We start from the raw sequence: 19467 nt of genomic DNA on the forward strand, positions 1-19467 counted from the left end.
TATGATGTCTCAATCTGTGGTAATGGTTATTGCCCAAAAAGAGATCAAAGATAGTCTGCGCAATCGCTGGGTTATTTTTATCTCAATGATATTTTTGATTCTGGCATTGAGTGTCACTTTTGCTGGTAGCGCCGTAGCCGGACACCTCGCCATCCCCGAGCTCGACATCTTGATGTCGAGTCTGTCTACAGTCTCGGTCTTTATCATCCCCTTAGCGGCCATGCTAGTGAGCTACGATGCCTTTGTCGGGGAAGATGAGTCTGGTACGCTACTGTTGCTGCTGTCGTACCCTATCAGTCGATTGCAGATCTTAATGGGCAAATTACTAGGGCATAGCTTGATTCTGGGCAGCACGATATGTTTTGCCTTTGGGATAACGGGGTTGTTACTCATGCTGTTTGGTGATGGGGATAATGTTCAGGCCACCTTCAGTCTATTCTCGCAATTTATATTTAGCAGTATTTTGTTAGCCATTACCTTTATTTTATTGGGCTATATCGTCAGTTTAACGTCCTCTGAAAAAGCTAAGGCCGTGGGCAGTATTTTATTTGTTTGGTTCCTATTTGTATTGATTTACGATTTGATCTTACTGACGATATTGGTAGCGGATCTCAGCTTTATAAATCAGTATATTATCAATATTCTAATCGCACTGAACCCAACGGATCTCTATCGAGCAATTAATCTTATTGCTAGCGACTCAGGCAGTCTAGGAATGCTTTCTTCATCGACTTGGGGAGTGCTTACTCTTTATGGGGGAATGTTGGTTTGGGTTTCAGGATTATTGATTCTTGCCAGTCAGATATTTAAAAATCGAGCTCTGTAATACATCCAATAGTCAATATTAAGATACCAAGCAGAGGCTTTTTAGATTGATTTAAAAGGTATTTTAAATAAGGCATTAACGAGAGGCTGCTAAATTTAGGATTTCCATATATAAAAATGTAAGATATGTGAGCGATAACATCTAGATCTCAAAGTGCTGATTTGATATCTGGGGGAAATCACGTTTTTAATGTTTGATTCTAGTAAACTGACATTAATTTACGTTAATAACTGAGTTGCAGTTAATTGATTCATAGGGGATTAATGTGCATAAAGTTACTCCTTATCTGGAGTTGGATGAAGAGGCTAAGCAATTAGTCGATCATGCGAATAATAAAACCATTACGCTGACGGTGTCGGAGTCGGCAGTTTTACATCAACTGATCCTTTCCATTAGCTCGGTGTGCACTAAAGAAGATTTGTTGGCCGCTGGCTGGCCCGAGCGTGTTGTTGCCGCAACCTCGCTAACACAGTGTGTTAGCACTCTAAGAAAGAAGTTAGAACCTTATCCAGAGGTGGTGCTGCGTACTATCGCTGGACGTGGTTATCAGCTTAACGTATCTACACGCTCTCATATTAAAATGTTGGCGGTTAATGATGCCGAATCTGTACGTGCAGCACTGGTTGATGTGTCTTTGTTGGTAAAACTAAGCGGCATAGTCATTTTGATCTTAATTGCTCTATCCATGTGGTATTTTAGTGATTATCACGGTGTGGTAAAAGCAAAGAATAGCTGGGATGCAACTAAGAAAGTACCTCTAAATATTGGTGGCACTGAGCAAGATGTTCAGCTTATCCATAAAGATAATGTCGCCCATCTGCACCCGTCAATGTGGCAAAAGCACCTGGCACCCGAGTCTAATCATCTGGACGGCATGAGCAAGTTTAACGGCTATGCGCTAACCGATGGTAATTACTATTCGATGGCTGTATGCCCTGATGCTGATCAGAATAAGTGTTTGGGTAAAGGCCTAATCAACATCACAGCGATTGATTTAACGCCAGCGGGTTTGAATATGCAAACCTTTACTGAGTTGACTCATAAGATGGAGAAACGTATTCGCTATAACCGGGTGATTATCCCTCATGACGAGCCCGGTACCAGTGGTTTTGTTGAGCATCATTATCATGCTGATGTGTATTACCCTGTGCAAGGGAATATGTTGGTACGCTCGGATATCAGTTTGTCGCTGATCTATAAAGGTGAGAACGTAGGTAAGTTTTATTCAGCAGCTTGCGTGACTGACGAAGAGTGCGAGACCACACCAATAAAGTACAAGATTAAAGGTGATTTTACTCAGTATCGCGAAAAAATTAATGACTTGGATGTGGATGTGTTTCACGTAAAAGTCACTCAAAAAGATCTCATTAATCCTGAACATGTCAGCCCGTCGGCAATGCATTTTTATCGTGAGATCCGTAAGCACGAGATCATCGATAGCGACCTGTATTTTTATCGTATCTATAAAGATTCTGAAACTGCCGTTTGGATCGTACCAATCTTAGGTAACCTTGTGGCTTGGTATGAGTATGACAAGGTGAAGCTTTAAGTTTAAAAGCAGGTACTAGGTCTAAAAGCAGGTACTAGGTCCTAGGAAAAGTAGGGTCTAGGAACAAGCTGAGACGGGTAAAGGCCGGTAAAGCTAAGACGGAAAAAGCCGGTTAAAGCAAAAGCTAAGAAGCGGCAAAGACGGTGTTTTTTGGCTTTTGCTCTTCCTAGCAGGGCGTAGCCCGCCCTCGCAGCGAAGCGCCCTAGGATCTAGGTCCTTCGTTTTTGCCTTTTCTTTTGGCACTAATACTGATCTATAGAGCACAGCTCTACATTGTTATCCCCCCATTTTTATTCACGACTCCCGACCGATCGCATAGATTTTTGTTAGATCCTTCACAGATCTCATTGCTGCACCATGCAATATCGAAACGTTTCGATTACTCTCGTCAAATCTTATCGAAACGTTTCGATCGTTGTTTTACGGCTGAGTGTGCTTTACGCGAGAAATCACTCTGCTCAGAGACATGACATTAATTAGGCCTATAGATGAACAAGCACGCTTTACTCAATGCAGATATGAATTACCTTGCAGCAACATTGGGGCATACCGATGAAGTGACTATTTGTGATGCCGGTTTGCCTATTCCTGCGCAAGTTAAGCGCATCGATCTGGCTCTGACCCATGGCGTACCAAGCTTTATCGCCACGGTAAAAGTTTGGCTAGCGACGTCGCAAATCGAAGGCATTGTATTAGCGCAAGAGTTTGCCGATGTTAGCCCTGAGTGCCATCAAGCACTCCTAGCCGAGATTGAGGCTGAGCAGCAAGCAACTGGCCGAACATTTAGTGTTGAATACATTAGCCATGAAGCGTTTAAACAGCGCACGGGGCATAGCCGCGCGGTGATCCGCACCGGTGAATGTACCCCTTATGCCAATGTGATCTTTAAAACCGGTGTTGTATTTTAAGCTTAGCGGAATCATGTTATGACCCAAGCCATATTGCAGTTACAAGCCATTGAAAAGTCTTTCCCTGGGGTTAAAGCCCTAGATAAAGCCTGCTTAAATGTTTACCCGGGCCAAGTGATGGCGCTGATGGGGGAGAACGGTGCTGGTAAGTCGACCCTGATGAAAGTGCTAACCGGGATCTACTCATTAGATGCTGGCAGCATTCGCTATCAAGGTGAAAGCCGAACTTTCAACGGCCCCCGCGATTCACAAGCCGCAGGCATAAGCATTATCCACCAAGAGCTCAATCTGCTACCTGAGCTGACCATAGCCGAAAACATCTTTCTCGGACGTGAGATAACCTCGCGGTTTGGACGTATCTTATGGGATGAGATCAACGCTCAGGCGACGGCATTACTTACACGTTTGGGCATTTCACACTCTCCGCAAACACTTGTTGGCAGCCTAAGTTTGGGCGAGCAGCAGATGGTGGAGATAGCTAAAGCCATCTCGTTCGACTCGAAAGTTATCATCATGGATGAGCCGACCGATGCGCTTACCGATGTAGAGACGCAAGCGCTGTTTAAGGTGATTAACGAACTGCGCGACCAAGGCTGCGGCATCGTTTATATCTCGCACCGTATGCAAGAGATCTTTACCATTTGTGACGCGGTGACTGTGCTGCGTGACGGTGGCTTTATCGACGAATCTGCTATCGCAGAGATCACTGAAGATCAGCTGATTGAGCGTATGGTAGGCCGCAAACTGGCAGACCAATATCCACGTATCGCTATCACCCACCAAGGTTGCCGCTTAGCGGTTAACAATCTATCTGGCCTTGGCGTTGAAAACGTCAGCTTTGAGCTCAATCGAGGCGAGATCTTAGGTTTCTCAGGCCTGATGGGCGCTGGTCGCACCGAGCTGATGAAGCTCATCTTTGGTGCGGCGGCAAAAACTCAGGGTGAAGTGAGTCTTAACGGTGAGCTTACCGCGATTAATAGCCCGCAACAGGCATTAGCTGCAGGCATTGCCTACATCTCTGAAGACCGCAAGGGTGACGGCTTACTGCTGGACTTGTCGGTGAAAGAAAACATGTCTATCTGTGCGCTATCAAAACTCAGTCGTGGCGTACAGTTACGCCATCAAGATGAAATTGCCGAGGTCGATCAGTTTATTGGCGCGTTTAATATCAAGACCCCAAATCGAGATGCGCGCATTGGTAACTTATCGGGTGGTAATCAGCAGAAGGTAGCGATTGCTAAAGGGTTAATGATTGCGCCGCAGGTACTGATTTTAGATGAGCCGACCCGTGGCGTAGATGTTGGCGCGAAAAAAGAGATCTACGATCTTATCAATCGATTCAAAGCCGACGGTATGAGCATCATTTTAGTGTCATCGGATATGCCTGAGCTGTTAGGTATGTCAGACCGTATTTTAGTTATGCATCAGGGCCAGATCAGTGGCGAATTTGATGCAAGCCAAGCAGATCAAGAAGCGATTCTTGCCTGCGCCGTGGGTAAAACTTCCAACAAGGATATTGCATGAGTCAGTCAATTACAGCGCAGCCATTTTATAAGCGCATCAATAAAGCGTGGTTGATTGAGAACAAGTCTCTCATCGCCTTGTTTAGTCTTATTTTTGTGGTGTCGTTACTGAGCCCAAACTTTTTAACCGTCGATAACTTACTCAATATTCTGCGTCAGACTTCAATCAACGCAATTATTGCCGTGGGTATGACTATCGTTATCCTGACCGCTGGTATCGACCTAAGCGTCGGCTCGGTTTTGGCGTTAAGTGGCGCAATCGTGGCGACCCTCATCGGCATGGATGTGCCTGTGGTTGTGGCTCTACCGGTAGCGTTAATTGCCGGCGCGGCGTTAGGTGCTATCAGCGGTATTATCGTGGCCAAGGGCAAGGTGCAGGCCTTTATTGCAACGCTTGTTACCATGACGCTGCTTCGCGGCGTAACTATGGTGTACACCAACGGTCGCCCTGTACCGACAGGCTTTAGTGACACCGCAGACAGCTTTACCTGGTTAGGTACCGGCTATGTGCTAGGCATTCCTGTGCCAGTGTGGTTGATGGCAATGGTGTTTACTGGTGCCTGGTATCTACTAAACCATACCCGTTTTGGCCGCTATATTTACGCTGTGGGTGGTAATGAGTCGGCGGCGCGTTTATCGGGTATTGCGGTTGATAAAGTTAAGATTGCAGCTTACGCCATTTGTGGCTCTATGGCTGCATTGGCGGGCATTATCGTCACGGCGCGCCTGTCTTCGGCGCAGCCAACAGCTGGTATGGGCTACGAGCTAGATGCGATTGCGGCGGTAGTGTTAGGTGGCACCAGCTTAATGGGTGGCAAGGGGCGTATCATGGGCACTTTAATTGGCGCACTGATTATTGGCTTCTTGAATAACGCCTTAAACCTGCTCGATGTGTCGTCTTATTATCAGATGATTGCCAAAGCTAGCGTGATCTTGCTTGCGGTACTTATCGACACTAAACAAAAAGCCTAGACTCTTTATCGGCAGAGCTTAGCTAACACTCTAACTAGAGTGATATGAGTTCTGCCTTTGCATTTACTGTATTGAAAAGGTTTACCATGAAGCGACTTGCCCATCACAAAGTGTCAGTTCTCTTGTCTGCAGCCTTGCTGTCGGTTAGCACGTCTTTCAGCGCCAGCGCGCAAGATGCGATAGCTATCGTGCTATCGACGATGAACAACCCGTTTTTTGTCACCATGAAAGATGGCGCCGAGGCTAAAGCGGCAGAGCTTGGCTACAAGCTAATAGCGCTGGACTCGCAAAACGATCCCAGCAAAGAGCTGGCAAATGTTGAAGATCTCACCATGCGCGGCGTTAAGGCGATTTTGATTAATCCAACCGATGCATTAGCGGTAACCAATGCGATTCGCACCGCTAATCGTGCCAACATTCCGGTACTGACATTAGATAGAACCGCAGCACATGGCGATATCGTCAGCCATATTGCATCCGACAATATCGCTGGTGGAGAACTTGCTGGGGAGTTTATTGCACAGCAACTAGGCAAGAACGCTAAAGTTATTCAGCTTGAGGGCATAGCCGGTACATCGGCCGCCCGTGAGCGCGGTGAAGGTTTTAGTAACGCAGTGACGGCCAATAACTTTGAGTTGTTATCTAGCCAGCCTGCGGATTTTGACCGCTCAAAAGGCTTAAACGTGATGGAAAATATGCTGGCAGCCAATGGCGATGTGCAGGCGGTATTTGCCCAGAATGATGAGATGGCGTTAGGCGCACTGCGCGCAATTGAGGCGGCGGGTAAAGATATTCTGGTGATTGGCTTTGATGGCACCGATGAAGGTATTGCGGCGGTTAGACGTCAGCAACTGTCGGCAACGGTTGCTCAGCAACCTGAGCTATTAGGTGCGACGGCGATTATGACAGCAGATAGAATTTTAAAAGGCCAAGTCGTTGAAAAATCTATCCCTGTTGCGTTAAAAATCATTACTCAAACACAGTAATCTTACTGATAATTTGTCAAACTAGTATGCACGTCAATTGAATTGTCATCATTGGCGTATTTTCCCTCTGAGCCCAACATCATTGCGAGTTCGGTTATTGCTACAGAGGTCATCAAGGAAAATGAAAATGTCTCAGTTAATCGTTTTAGGCAGTGTGAATGCCGACCATGTTCTTCAAGTGCCTTCTTTCCCACGTCCAGGCGAAACCCTGCATGGCCATAACTACCAAGTGATCCCTGGTGGTAAAGGGGCTAATCAAGCGGTAGCTGCTGCTCGCCTTGGTGGCGATATTGGTTTTATCGCTTGCGTAGGTGATGATAGCTTTGGTCAAAATATTCGCCAGACTTTTACAAATGATGGCATGGATATTTCAGCAGTACACATGATTGAGAATACCCCAACGGGTATTGCGATGATCCAGGTGAGTGATTGCGGTGAAAACAGCATCTGTATCGCCGCTGAGGCAAATAATGCATTAACAGCTGAGATTGTTGAGCAGCATTCGGCAATGATTGAGCAAGCCGAATATCTATTGATGCAACTAGAAACACCATTAGCGGGCATTGAACTGGCGGCGAGCATTGCTAAAGTGCATGGCACTCAGGTGGTATTAAACCCAGCGCCTGCGCGTAGCCTACCTGATGCACTCTTGGCTATGGTTGATATCATTACCCCTAACGAGACTGAAGCCGAAGTGCTAACAGGCGTAGCCGTGACTGATGCCGATAGCGCAGCTAAAGCCGCTCAAGTGCTGCACGACAAAGGCATAGCGACAGTGATGATCACTCTAGGCGCAAAAGGTGTGTACTTAAGTGAGCAAGACACGGGTAAAATTATCCCAGGATTTAAGGTAAAAGCCACCGATACCACTGCTGCAGGGGACACCTTTAACGGCGCATTTGTGACTGGATTACTCGAAGGTAAAGCTATCGAAAATGCAATCGTGTTTGCCCATGGCGCAGCGGCTATTTCGGTAACCCGTTTTGGTGCACAAACCTCAATTCCATCACGAGATGAAGTTGAGCAGTTTATTGCGGCGCAGTAACTTATCAAGTGACTCTTTTTTTGAAGCTTTCAAATAAAGAGTCATCAATTAAATCGGCATGAAATCGTCATTTATAACGAAAGTAATAGCGAAAGTAATAGCGTAATTCAGATAGGAAGTGAACCTCATGGCCACCATGAAAGATGTCGCCAAACTTGCCAGCGTATCCACATCGACAGTGAGTCATGTGATGAATGGTACTCGCTTTGTAAGTGATGATATTGCTAAGCGCGTGCAAGATGCCGCGCAGCAGTTAAATTATCATGGCCCTTCAGCGGTGGCTCGTAGCCTTAAACAGAATTGCACTAAAACCATCGGCATGTTGGTAACCACCTCGACCAACCCATTCTATGCTGAGGTGGTGCGCAGTGTTGAGCAAGCCTGTTATCAGCAAGGCTATAACCTTATTTTGTGTAATACCGAGGGTGATGCCCAACGCTTAAAGCGCTCATTAACTACCTTGATTGAGCGACGCGTCGACGGTTTAATTATGATGTGCGCCATGTTAGAAGGTGACGATGCGCTGATCTATCGCCGCTTAGGTGGCTTACCTGTCGTGGTGATGGATTGGGGCCAAGTTGACTTTCCTTGCGACAAGATTCAGGGCCACTCGCGCCAAGGTGGCATACTGGCGACGCAATACCTGATTGATAACGGCCATACGCAAATCGGCTGTATTACCGGCCCGCGTAATCGCCAACAGGCTGACTTGCGTTACCAAGGTTTTGTCGATGCCATGGCGGCGGCTAATTTACCGATAAATCCGGATTGGGTCATTGAAGGTAACTTTGAAACCGAAGGCGGCAAGGCGGCGTTTGCTAAGCTGCAAGTCGCGGGCAAATTACCGAGTGCGCTATTTGTGTGTAACGACATGATGGCTATTGGCGTACTGCATGAAGCACAGCGCAGCGGCGTGCAGATCCCTGAGCAGTTATCGGTAATTGGTTACGACAACATTCAGCTGGCTAAGTTTATGACTCCGGCGCTAACCAGTATTCATCAGTCTAAAGCGCGCTTAGGCGCAGCAGCGGTCAATGCCTTGATTGCACGCCTGCATGATCCAAGCCTGCCTCCGCAGTTTATGGATATTGAGCCACGAGTGACCGAACGCGCCAGTGTGAAAAAAAGCTAAAAGGGCGAATAAAAAAGGCGAATGAATCAGCTTGGTAATAGTGAGCCACTCGCCTTTAATAACTGATTTATAAAATCAGTTTATACAGAAAGCTTACTTAATAAACGCGAACGCATCACCGTAGAGGTGATCTTCTTCTACGCCCATGGTGCGGAACAACTCTCGTGCTGCACCAACCATATCGAAACGTCCTGCGATATAGATGTCATAGCCTTTTAGGCTAGTAAAATCATCTTTGATCTGCTCAAGCAAGTTAGCTTCTTTACCTTTCCAATCATCAGTCGCTTCTTCGATAACCGGGATAAAGTTTAGCCATGGGTGAGCGTCATGCCATTCGCGAGCGATGGTTTCATAGTACATGGCATCTTGGTTGCGGCAACCCCAGTACAGTGTCGTTTCAATCTCTTGGCCTAAAGCAATCTTCTGCTCAATAATACTCTTGATGTATGAAAAACCGGTACCGCCAGCAATCAGCAGGCGAGGGCGCACGCTTTCAACGCGTAGATGAGCATCACCACCGGGTACTTCAATTTCAATGCTGCTACCTGTGGCTAAGCATTGCTTTAAACGCTCTACCACTTGCATAGGATAGCTCTCGCTAACAGCTGCACCGATATGTAGCTCAATATGCTCTGCATCGGGCGCGGATGCGATAGAGAATGGGCGCTTATCTTTCTCGCCCATAACGACGCAAAGATATTGGCCCGCTTTAAAGTTAAAAGCGATGCTAGGCTTTAAAATAACCTGAAATACGGCGTTATTAAATGGCGCTACTTTTTCAATCGTACAGCTAATGGTATTCATCTTTATTCCTTGATGAGCTTCTCTTTGGAAGCTTATTCAGTCTAAATTTATCTGCCTGCTAACCTGCAGCAGGCAACATAAACCCTCGCTAATTTTTGGCAAGGTAAAATTATAGGGTCGGTGCGTCATCAATGCCTAGGTCATCCCAAATAGCATCGACTTTTTGCTTCACAGCTTCATCCATCACGATAGGGGTACCCCATTCACGATCGGTTTCGCCTTCCCATTTGTTAGTGGCATCCATACCCATTTTAGAGCCAAGACCTGCAACCGGTGAGGCAAAGTCGAGATAATCGATTGGGGTGTTTTCGATCATGACAGTGTCACGCTTAGGATCCATACGGGTGGTAATAGCCCAAATCACATCGTTCCAGTCGCGACAATTTACATCCTCGTCGACCACCACAATAAACTTGGTGTACATAAACTGACGTAGGAAAGACCATGCGCCCATCATCACCCGCTTGGCATGTCCTGGATATTGCTTACGGATAGAGATCACCGCCATACGGTACGAGCAGCCTTCAGGCGGCAGGTAAAAGTCAATAATCTCAGGGTATTGCTTACGCAGAATTGGTACAAAAACTTCATTCAGTGCCACACCTAGCATGGCTGGCTCATCTGGTGGACGGCCGGTGTAGGTGCTGTGGTAGATGGCATCTTTTCTGTGGGTGATGTGCGTCACCGTAAACACAGGGAAAGAGTCTGTTTCGTTGTAGTAACCTGTGTGATCGCCGTACGGGCCTTCTTCAGCCATCTCGTCAGGATCGATATAACCTTCTAAGATGATTTCGCTGGTGGCGGGTACTTCTAAGTCACAGCTTAACGCTTTACAGACTTCGGTGCGTTCACCGCGCAGCAGGCCAGCAAAGGCATACTCGCTCATGGCATCCGGCACTGGCGTTACCGCGCCTAAAATGGTCACCGGATCGGCGCCTAATGCCACGACTACTGGATAACGTTCACCTGGGTGCTTCTCTTTGAAATCTTTAAAATCTAGTGCGCCGCCGCGATGGTCAAGCCAGCGCATAATTAACTTGTCTCTACCGAGTAATTGCTGGCGGTAAATACCCAAGTTTTGGCGTTTTTGGCGTGGGCCCTTGGTGATGGTTAATCCCCAAGTGACAAGCGGCGCCACATCGCCTGGCCAGCAGTGCTGAATAGGCAATTTAGTTAAGTCGACCTCGTCACCGGTTTTAACCACTTGTTGGCAAGGTGGGTTACGCACTGTCTTTGGCGGCATGTTTAAGGCTTGCTTAAACATAGGGATTTTTGAGATAGCGTCTTTAAAACCGCGAGGAGGCTCAGGCTCTTTTAAAAAAGCCAGCAGCTCACCCACATCGCGTAGCGCGAGGGGATCTTCTTTACCTAATGCCATCGCCACCCGTTTTGGGGTACCAAAAAGGTTAGCAAGCACAGGCATGTCGTTGCCGACAGGATTTTCGAATAACAGAGCTGGACCTTTGGCGCGTAGTACACGATCGGCAATCTCTGTCATTTCCAAATGAGGATCGACGGGATGACTAATACGCTTAAGCTCACCATTGGTTTCTAAGTGGTCTATAAAGCTGCGTAAATCCTTAAAACTCATAGGGGAATTCTCATCGCTATAAACTGTGATATGGCGCGCACTATAGCACCATTCCAACGTGCGTTAAACGCTTGTTCATCAAAGCGTGGCATAGCAATTATTCAGTGAATACTGAACTTCCGTTGGTTAGTGGATGACGGGTTGTGCCAACATTGGCGAAAGAGCTTATTAAGCGTAAGATTAACTAATCGGCTACAACTGATTTATCGAGGACGATGACATGAATACAGCTAAGTGGAGTCTGAGCTTCCTTTTAGGTTTCGGCGTATTAGTTTTCGGCGTCTCAAATGCTGGCGCAGCGGTGACATCGCCAAGTGAGCTTGCCAGTCGAGAGCACAGATATCTCTTTGCCAACTCGTCGGTAATCAATAACGTGAGTGTAGGTGTTGGCTGGAGCAATTACGATTATCGTGATCCTTGGCGCTGGAACGTAGGTGTTTCTAACAATTGGTACTCTTATCCCTATCGTGGTCGCTATTACCGACCTGGCTGGCGTCCTGGTTATAGCTGGGGAGTGGGTTCTCGTTGGGGGTATCCTAATCGTTATAGCAGCCGTTATGTTTATCCTTATCGCTATGATAGAGCTGAATATAAGCCTCGCAAACCTAAACTGATTGCGCCGCCTGAGCGGGTGACGACGAGTGTGAGCTATTCAACCGGGCTTACTCACTTGCCAGAAAATGCACGTGTTATTCAAAGATATGGCCGCACCATCTACGAATGGCAGGGAGTTGAGTATGTGTTTGACTGGGACTCTAAGACCTACCAACAGATACCAAGCAAAAGGTAAAATAACCACTAGAGCACCATTTTATTCAGGTGGTGAAACTTGCTATCCTGAACACAGAAAAACAGCGAATACATGGAAGGATACTGAATGAGCTGGATGGAATTTATCGTAGCCTTGCTGGACAAACTTATTTGGCCTGCGGTGTTGGTGTTTGGCGTTATCACCTTAAAACGGCCAATATCTAAGTTGATCCCCTTGGCTAAAAAGTTAAAGTTTAGGGAATTTGAAGTCGAGTTCGGTCAAGGCCTTAAAGCTGTGACAGAGCAGGCGCAAGGCGTGTTTCCTGAGTTAAAAACCGATAAGAAAAGCATGTTGATTGCATCGGCAAATAGCCTGCCTAACTCTGCGATTTTAGAAGCTTGGGAGCAAGTAGACTTAGCGGCTGAACAACTAATTAAATCTCACTGCGACAACATCACTTTAGATAAAAATACCCGCTATAAACATATCGAGAATATTTTGATCAGCGAAGCCTTGATCAATACTAAGCAAGGCAAGCTATTTAGCGAGCTGCGCCAGTTACGTAACAAAGTCGCTCATGCGGTGGGATATGAGGTGGGTAAGGCTGAATCGATTCAATATATAGAGCTGTGTTTTAAGTTGATAGAGCACCTAAACAGATTAACGCCTTCGATGCTGCATGCTTGTGAAACACAAATTGAACAAGCAGTTAGTTAATAGGTTTCATTAGCGCTTGTCTAAATGAAACTGTTACTGACTGCTCGGGTGTCAGCTATGTGTTCCTGTTCGTTAACTCTTGGCTCTTAGGTACATATCGTAGCGCATAATTCTAAAGCCTCTTTCTTCGAATCGCTTATTAAACTTCATGCCGAGCTTTGATAACACATTGATTGACCCCTGGTTTTCTTCGACGACATCGCCAACGATATAGTCTAAATCCATATTGGTTTTGGCGTACTCAATACAGGCCAAGTTGGCCTCGGTTGCATAGCCTTTTCCCCAATATTCTGGTGAGAATCGATAGCCTATATCGGTTTCATTGATGTGGTGATCATTTTTAAAGCCACAAAAGCCAATCACCTCATTGCTATCTTTTAAGACTACCGCCCAACGAGCGTAACCAAACTGTAAGTATTCGTTGAGCCAAATATCGCGAATAATACGCTCAGCATCGGCTAGTGACTGTATTACCCCCGCGTCGCCTGTGTAGCGGTTAACTCTTTCGTCTGCGTTGAAGTCATAGACGGCTTGGATATCGTCGAGATTAAACTCTCTAATTATTAATCGTGGCGTCTCGGTAATGATTTTGCTCATGGGCTTTCCTTGTCTACTCTCGTTTTCGCTATTACCAAACGACTTTAGTAATTGTGTTTTCAGTCTCACCTATGATGGTTTTGACTACCTTGTTGTTGGCATCTAATAAGATCAACCTTGGAATACCTGCATTGGCAAATTGTGCATAGATCTGCCTATCGGTATCGGCTACTAAGGGGAAGTTAAGCTCATATTCGGTGGCAAATTTATCCAAGGCGGAATTGCTCTCTTCGCGGCCAATGCCGATGATGTCTACATTCGGGCTCAGGTGTAGATCTGAGCCCGCGAGGTGCTTCATGGTTCGCTGTGAGTCGGAGCACCAAGTGGCGAATAAGATCAGCAGTTTATTATTTTTTGACTCGCTGAGATCCAGCGTGTTGCCTTGAGTATCGACAAAGCGAGAAACTGGTACGCTATCGCCAGTTTTTACATAAGTAAGGTATTCAACTTGGCTAGGTGCGGTGGCGCAGCCGTTAATGGTTAATAGTAATAGGCTGGTAAAAAGGAGTTTAAGAGCTCTTAATGTGCTAAGGGCTTTTATTCCGCTAAGGGCTTTTATCTTGGCAAAGGCTTTCTTGGTGCTAAAGGCTTTCATCGTGCATCCATTCTCATTACATTGTCTTTAAAGTAACAGAGGTTTAACAGAATGTATAAGCCTTGCTTGCAACTGCATGTATCTCGAACCTCTGACTGTGTTTAATATAGGGCTAATACAGGGAGGAATGCTTGGCATCGGCTTTTAACAATAAATATAACAGGGTTGTTGACAGTTGAACTAGGACAACATATCGTGGTGCTCTACACATTGTTCTGTTTATTAAGTTGTTGATTAACAGAGTCTATCAAGGAATATTACGTGTTATTAACACCAAAAGAAACATATTACTATCGATAGCCACAATGGCGTAGATAGAGGTTATTTTCATTCCCCCTCATGTTTTAAATCACTCCATTGTGGCAATTCCATCTTCTTTCGGAAGTAGGCCACCATCAAAGCCTGTTCCGAACTCAAACTCATATATTTGGAACACCATAAATGAACAAAAGTAAAACCTTCGGCAGTATGCTAATCATTGCTGGTACAACCATTGGTGCTGGAATGCTGGCATTGCCTCTGGCTGCATCGGGTCTTGGCTTTGGTATGGCTAGCATCATCATGCTACTGATTTGGTCACTAATGACCTATACCGCGCTGCTTATGATTGAAGTACATCAACATGCTCCTATCGATGCGACCTTGCATACCTTGGCGCATAAGCTACTGGGCCGAAAAGGGCAGCTTATTGCCAGCTTTTCGATGATGTTTCTATTCTACGCACTATGTGCCGCCTACATCGCAGGGGGAGGTGAGCAGATCCACAGTAAATTAACTAGCTGGTTTGGACTGGAACTGCCAATGCAGGCTGGAGCAATCATTTTTACCCTATTGATAGGCACTGTGGTGGCCATCGGTACTCGCTCGGTGGATCTGATCAACCGCAGCCTGTTTTCACTTAAGCTGATTGCGTTAGTGGTGATGCTGTTTCTGCTATTACCCCATGTGTCGGTAGAAAACCTTGTCGAACTGCCTGTTCATCAAGGTTTAGTATTCGCGTCACTGCCGGTTATCTTCACCTCTTTTGGTTTTCATGGCTCTATTCCATCGGTTGTACGCTATTTAGGTAAAGATACTAAGGCGTTACGTTGGATTATTGTTGTGGGCTCTGCATTGCCATTGATGGTATACCTGTTATGGATGCTAGCTAGCCATGGCGTATTGCCTCAGGAAGACTTAATGGGCAGCCAAAGCTTGAATGGCTTTATCGCTTCTCTGAGTAGAATGCTAGATAACCCAATGATTGCTAACGCGGTATCTATCTTTGCCGACTTAGCCTTAGCGACTTCTTTCCTTGGGGTGAGCCTAGGTCTATTCGACTTCATCTCAGATCTACTTAAACGCAGCACCAAGGCTAGCCATAGGGTGCAGGTTGGCTTAGTGACCTTCTTACCTCCGCTAGGCTTTGCTCTGTTCTATCCTCAGGGGTTTATCACCGCATTAGGTTACGCAGCTTTTGCCTTGGTTATTCTGGCTGTTTTTCTGCCAGTCGCTATGGTTACGGCTCAGCGTAAGCAAGTCGGTTTAGAAGGATACAGAGTCAAAGGCGGAAAGGTAGCCTTAGTTGCGGCTGGATTAGCTGGAGTGTTGATCATTAGTGTGCAACTGATGCAGATGTTTAATCTACTACCTTCGGTTGGTTGATAGGCTGCAGACTAAGAAGTGCTGTTATTTTGATTCGCAATTGACTGAAAAATAGCTGAATAAGCATTATTTTGCATTGTTGGCTGGTTTTTTAGGCACTCGAGTCAAGTTAGGCTTTACATTGAAGTCGACTATCCCTATTATCAGCGGCGTTCGGAGGGATGGCAGAGTGGTCGAATGCACCGGTCTTGAAAACCGGCATGGGTTTATAGCCCATCTAGGGTTCAAATCCCTATCCCTCCGCCACATTCAAGATGAAGGGCTACTCGAAAGAGTAGCCCTTTTTCGTATCTGTAACCAAATGGGTTTATAGTGCAGATACGTAGGGTTCAAGCCTCCAGCCCTCGGCGCCACATTTAGAAAAGCCCGCTATTTATAGCGGGCTTTTTGCTATCTGCGATTTATAAAGAGGAATCCTAGGGTTCCTGTTTGCTTGAGTTAGTTCAGAGCCAGCTACCCCTTTGCCACATTCAGATGAGGCCCTAGCAGAAATGCTAGGGGCTTTTTCGTATCTGTAACCTAATGGGTTTATAGCGCATATATGTAGGGTTCCTATTATCCATAACCAGCTATCCCTCCGCCACATTTAGAGAAAGGGCTTCCACTCTGGTAATAGAGAGCGGAAGCCCTTCTTCGTATGGTTAAATTAAAAGGCCGAACCCTAGGGTTCCTGTTTGCTTGAGTTAGTTCAGAGCCAGCTATCTCTCCGCCACATTCAAGATGAAGCCCCTAGCAGAAATGCTAGGGGCTTTTTCGTATCTGTACCTAATGGGTTTATAGCGCATATATGTAGGGTTCCTATTATCCATAACCAGCTATCCCTTCGCCCATTTAGAGAAAGGGCTTCCACTCTGGTAATAGAGAGCGGAAGCCCTTCTTCGTATGGTTAAATTAAAAGGCCGAACCCTAGGGTTCCTGTTTGCTTGAGTTAGTTCAGAGCCTGCTATCCCTCCGCCATATTCAGATGAGGCCCAGCAGAAATGCTGGGGCCTTTTCGTATCTACGATCTAATGGATTTATAGCGCATATATGTAGGGTTTCTATTATCCAGAGCCAGCTATCCCTCCGCCACATTTAGGAGAAAGGGCTTCCAGTCTGGTAATAAAGAGCGGAAGCCCTTCTTCGTATGGTTAAATTAAAAGGCCGAACCCTAGGGTTCCAGTTTGCTTGAGTTAGTTCAGAGTCAGCTATCCATTCGGCAGATTTAGAGAAAGGCTTTCCACTTGTTATTAAAGGGCAGAAAGCCATCTAGATTACGTATGATTAAATCGAGCCTGAATATGAAGCCTCACCTAGACTATATTTACAGCTGATTTTAGTAAGAACGGCTCGCTGCGCTGAGTTTTTGTGCAAACTCGCCATTTGAGTGAAATTAGGCTTTACATTGGCGTCGAGTATCCCTATTATCAGCGGCGTTCGGAGGGATGGCAGAGTGGTCGAATGCACCGGTCTTGAAAACCGGCATGGGTTTATAGCCCATCTAGGGTTCAAATCCCTATCCCTCCGCCACATTTAGAGAAAGGGCTTCCAGTAATGGAAGCCCTTTTTCGTATGTTCAAATAAAAGCTGAACCCTTGGGTTCCTATTGTTTAGAACCGGCTATCTCATCTGCCTGTATTTATAGCGGGCTTTTTGCTATCTGCAATTTATAAAGAAGAACCCTAGGGTTCCTGTTTGCTTGAGTTAGTTCAGAGCCTGCTATCCCTCCGCCATATTCAGATGAGGCCCCAGCAGAAATGCAGGGGCTTTTTCGTATCTGTAACCTAATGGGTTTATAGCGCATATATGTAGGGTTCAAGTCTCTACCTCTACGCCACATTCAGAGAGAGGGCGAATGAATAGGAGTACTGTGAGTATTGTTAGCTTCATTTAAAGTACCCTTGTGTTTACAAGTCTGCTGGCGCATTTACGGTGAATGTTTGAATGAATGAGTATTTTCGGTGAGATTAGTATTAGTCACACTACTATTTATTACTACCGCTATAGCCGAGGTATCCCTGATGCTGCGCCAACTAAGGGCCTTCAAGCAAAACTACCTTTATAATTGCTAAGGTCACTTTTGCGGGGGAGATTAAAGTGCGTGAATTATTGATTTCTTATTTTTATGGCTTTTTTATTAAGAATTTCTAGGTGTTCAGGGACAATGTTCGAATTTCTTGAGGCAACACACAGGTTCAGTAAAGTATTGTATTCATTAACCATCATTTACTGATATAAAACATTTCACAAAATAAACTGCAGGTGCGCACAGCGCAATCCAAGCAGTAGTAATCTTAATTTATACCCTGGAGCACCAAAATGAGCGCAGAGATGACTCTTGATAGTTTTCTTTCTACCGTTGCCGTCCGTAATCCTGACCAACCTGAATTTTTGCAGGCAGTAAAAGAAGTACTTACTTCTATCTGGCCTTTTGTTGCTGCACACCCTGAGTATTTAGATGCTGGTATTCTTGAACGTCTTGTTGAGCCTGAGCGCTTAATTCAGTTCCGTGTTTCATGGGTCGATGACCTAGGAAAAGTCCAGGTTAACCGCGCTTTCCGTATTCAGCACAATTCTGCAATTGGTCCTTTCAAGGGCGGTATGCGTTTCCATCCTTCAGTTAACCAGTCGGTTCTGAAGTTCTTGGCCTTTGAGCAAACGTTCAAAAACGCACTAACCACATTGCCTATGGGCGGCGGTAAAGGTGGTAGCGACTTCGACCCTAAGGGGAAAAGTGATGGCGAAGTGATGCGTTTCTGTCAGGCATTAATGTTCGAGCTGCATCGCCACCTAGGCGCCGATACGGATGTTCCAGCTGGTGATATTGGTGTTGGTGCCCGTGAAGTGGGCTATATGACAGGCATGATGAAGAAGCTGACAAACAGCGCTGAGTGTGTCTTTACAGGTAAAGGCTTGTCTTTCGGTGGTAGTTTGATCCGCCCAGAGGCGACTGGTTACGGTCTGCTGTACTTCGTCGAAGCAATGCTTAAGGCTAAAGGTGAAACTTTAGAAGGCAAAATCGTTACTGTATCAGGATCGGGTAACGTAGCTCAGTACGCTATCGAAAAAGCTATGGAGATGGGCGGTAAGGTCATTACTGCATCAGATTCTAGCGGCGTTGTATTCGATTCTGAAGGTTTTACTCCAGAGAAACTCGCCAAGCTTATGGAAGTTAAAAACGATCGTCGTGGCCGCGTTGCAGATTACGCCTATGAGATGGGGCTTGAGTATGTGACTGGTGGTACACCTTGGCAGTTTGCTGCAGAAGTAGCTTTGCCTTGTGCGACTCAGAACGAACTGGATGCCGAGCATGCCAAAATGCTAATCACTAATGGCGTACAGATTGTTGCTGAAGGTGCCAATATGCCAAGCACCGCTGACGCAATTGCCCTGATGCATGAGGCGAAGGTATTGTTTGCACCGGGTAAGGCTGCCAACGCCGGTGGTGTTGCGACCTCTGGCCTAGAAATGAGTCAAAACTCATTGCGCTTGAGTTGGAGTCGAGAAGAGGTGGACATGCGTCTGCGCGAAATCATGTACTCTATCCATGCAACCTGTGAGCAGTATGGCCGTGAAGACACGCACATCAACTATGAGCTGGGCGCAAACGTAGCAGGCTTTGTAAAAGTAGCTGAGGCCATGAAGGCACAAGGCGTTTACTAATATAGATAGTGTGTTTTTAAAAGGGCCTTATGGCCCTTTTTACTTTTGATTCAAACAAGCTATTTTTTATGTGTGCTTATATATGATAACTGAGCGAGATCTTATAGCTATTACATATAAAGGCATTCAGCGTGAAGTAAAAGCCCTGTAAGCAATAGCAGAATATAATAGGGCGACACAGAGAT

General features: G+C 46.0%; 16 protein-coding genes and 2 tRNA genes. 14 read left to right on the forward strand and 4 right to left on the reverse strand.

Features of this window, described 5'->3' with window-relative positions:
- The first annotated feature begins 1 nt into the window (after position 1).
- From SPEA_RS02720 to SPEA_RS02755, 8 genes are all read left to right on the forward strand, one after another.
- Complete coding sequence (locus SPEA_RS02720; RefSeq protein WP_012153778.1) at positions 2 to 826, forward strand: ABC transporter permease; 825 nt, start codon at positions 2 to 4, stop codon at positions 824 to 826.
- Between the two features lie 265 nt (positions 827 to 1091).
- Positions 1092 to 2375 carry a winged helix-turn-helix domain-containing protein gene (locus SPEA_RS02725; protein WP_012153779.1) on the forward strand — a complete coding sequence of 428 codons (1284 nt, stop codon included), beginning with the start codon at positions 1092 to 1094 and terminating at the stop codon, positions 2373 to 2375.
- 488 nt (positions 2376 to 2863) lie between these two features.
- Positions 2864 to 3283 carry a D-ribose pyranase gene (gene rbsD, locus SPEA_RS02730; protein WP_012153780.1) on the forward strand — a complete coding sequence of 140 codons (420 nt, stop codon included), beginning with the start codon at positions 2864 to 2866 and terminating at the stop codon, positions 3281 to 3283.
- A gap of 18 nt (positions 3284 to 3301) precedes the next feature.
- A complete protein-coding gene (rbsA, locus tag SPEA_RS02735; protein ID WP_012153781.1) occupies positions 3302 to 4807 on the forward strand; it encodes a ribose ABC transporter ATP-binding protein RbsA in 1506 nt (501 codons plus the stop codon).
- Positions 4804 to 5778: a ribose ABC transporter permease gene (gene rbsC / locus SPEA_RS02740; protein WP_012153782.1), complete on the forward strand. Its 975-nt coding sequence runs from the start codon at positions 4804 to 4806 to the stop codon at positions 5776 to 5778. Before rbsA ends, rbsC begins: the two co-directional genes overlap by 4 nt.
- 86 nt (positions 5779 to 5864) lie before the next feature.
- Entirely contained in the window at positions 5865 to 6764 is a 900-nt protein-coding gene (gene rbsB / locus SPEA_RS02745; protein ID WP_012153783.1) for a ribose ABC transporter substrate-binding protein RbsB, read from the forward strand.
- A gap of 127 nt (positions 6765 to 6891) precedes the next feature.
- Positions 6892 to 7809: a ribokinase gene (rbsK, locus tag SPEA_RS02750; RefSeq protein ID WP_041410794.1), complete on the forward strand. Its 918-nt coding sequence runs from the start codon at positions 6892 to 6894 to the stop codon at positions 7807 to 7809.
- A 127-nt stretch (positions 7810 to 7936) separates the two neighbouring features.
- Positions 7937 to 8941 carry a substrate-binding domain-containing protein gene (locus SPEA_RS02755; protein WP_012153785.1) on the forward strand — a complete coding sequence of 335 codons (1005 nt, stop codon included), beginning with the start codon at positions 7937 to 7939 and terminating at the stop codon, positions 8939 to 8941.
- A 93-nt stretch (positions 8942 to 9034) separates the two neighbouring features.
- On the opposite strand, the gene fre is transcribed toward SPEA_RS02755, so the two are convergent.
- Both fre and ubiD read right to left on the reverse strand, forming a co-directional pair.
- Complete coding sequence (fre, locus tag SPEA_RS02760; RefSeq protein ID WP_012153786.1) at positions 9035 to 9745, reverse strand: NAD(P)H-flavin reductase; 711 nt, start codon at positions 9743 to 9745, stop codon at positions 9035 to 9037.
- Between the two features lie 109 nt (positions 9746 to 9854).
- Positions 9855 to 11336 (reverse strand): 4-hydroxy-3-polyprenylbenzoate decarboxylase, encoded by a 1482-nt coding sequence (gene ubiD, locus SPEA_RS02765; RefSeq protein ID WP_012153787.1) that lies wholly within the window; start codon positions 11334 to 11336, stop codon positions 9855 to 9857.
- A gap of 220 nt (positions 11337 to 11556) precedes the next feature.
- Here ubiD and SPEA_RS02770 point away from each other — a divergent pair, with 220 nt between their 5' ends.
- On the forward strand, positions 11557 to 12126 hold the full coding sequence (locus tag SPEA_RS02770) for a hypothetical protein (RefSeq protein WP_012153788.1): 570 nt from the start codon (positions 11557 to 11559) through the stop codon (positions 12124 to 12126).
- Positions 12127 to 12213: 87 nt separating this feature from the next.
- Positions 12214 to 12804, forward strand: coding sequence for a TM1812 family CRISPR-associated protein (locus SPEA_RS02775; protein ID WP_012153789.1), 591 nt, complete (start codon positions 12214 to 12216; stop codon positions 12802 to 12804).
- Positions 12805 to 12876: 72 nt separating this feature from the next.
- Here the strand turns inward: SPEA_RS02775 and SPEA_RS02780 are convergent, their stop codons facing one another.
- Both SPEA_RS02780 and SPEA_RS02785 read right to left on the reverse strand, forming a co-directional pair.
- Positions 12877 to 13401: a GNAT family N-acetyltransferase gene (locus SPEA_RS02780; RefSeq protein WP_012153790.1), complete on the reverse strand. Its 525-nt coding sequence runs from the start codon at positions 13399 to 13401 to the stop codon at positions 12877 to 12879.
- Between the two features lie 31 nt (positions 13402 to 13432).
- The gene (locus tag SPEA_RS02785) at positions 13433 to 13996 is read right to left on the reverse strand and encodes a TlpA family protein disulfide reductase (RefSeq protein WP_012153791.1); all 564 of its coding nucleotides are present in this window, start codon (positions 13994 to 13996) and stop codon (positions 13433 to 13435) included.
- A 441-nt stretch (positions 13997 to 14437) separates the two neighbouring features.
- Here SPEA_RS02785 and tyrP point away from each other — a divergent pair, with 441 nt between their 5' ends.
- The 4 genes from tyrP (at position 14438) to gdhA (ending at position 19282) form a co-directional block, all read left to right on the forward strand.
- On the forward strand, positions 14438 to 15640 hold the full coding sequence (gene tyrP / locus SPEA_RS02790) for a tyrosine transporter TyrP (protein ID WP_012153792.1): 1203 nt from the start codon (positions 14438 to 14440) through the stop codon (positions 15638 to 15640).
- A gap of 155 nt (positions 15641 to 15795) precedes the next feature.
- A tRNA-Ser gene (locus SPEA_RS02795) sits at positions 15796 to 15886 on the forward strand.
- A 1172-nt stretch (positions 15887 to 17058) separates the two neighbouring features.
- A tRNA-Ser gene (locus SPEA_RS02800) sits at positions 17059 to 17149 on the forward strand.
- Between the two features lie 789 nt (positions 17150 to 17938).
- Entirely contained in the window at positions 17939 to 19282 is a 1344-nt protein-coding gene (gene gdhA, locus SPEA_RS02805; RefSeq protein WP_012153793.1) for an NADP-specific glutamate dehydrogenase, read from the forward strand.
- The last annotated feature ends 185 nt before the right edge of the window (positions 19283 to 19467 follow it).

The sequence above is a fragment of the Shewanella pealeana ATCC 700345 genome (assembly GCF_000018285.1).
Taxonomy (GTDB): Bacteria; Pseudomonadota; Gammaproteobacteria; order Enterobacterales; family Shewanellaceae; genus Shewanella; species Shewanella pealeana.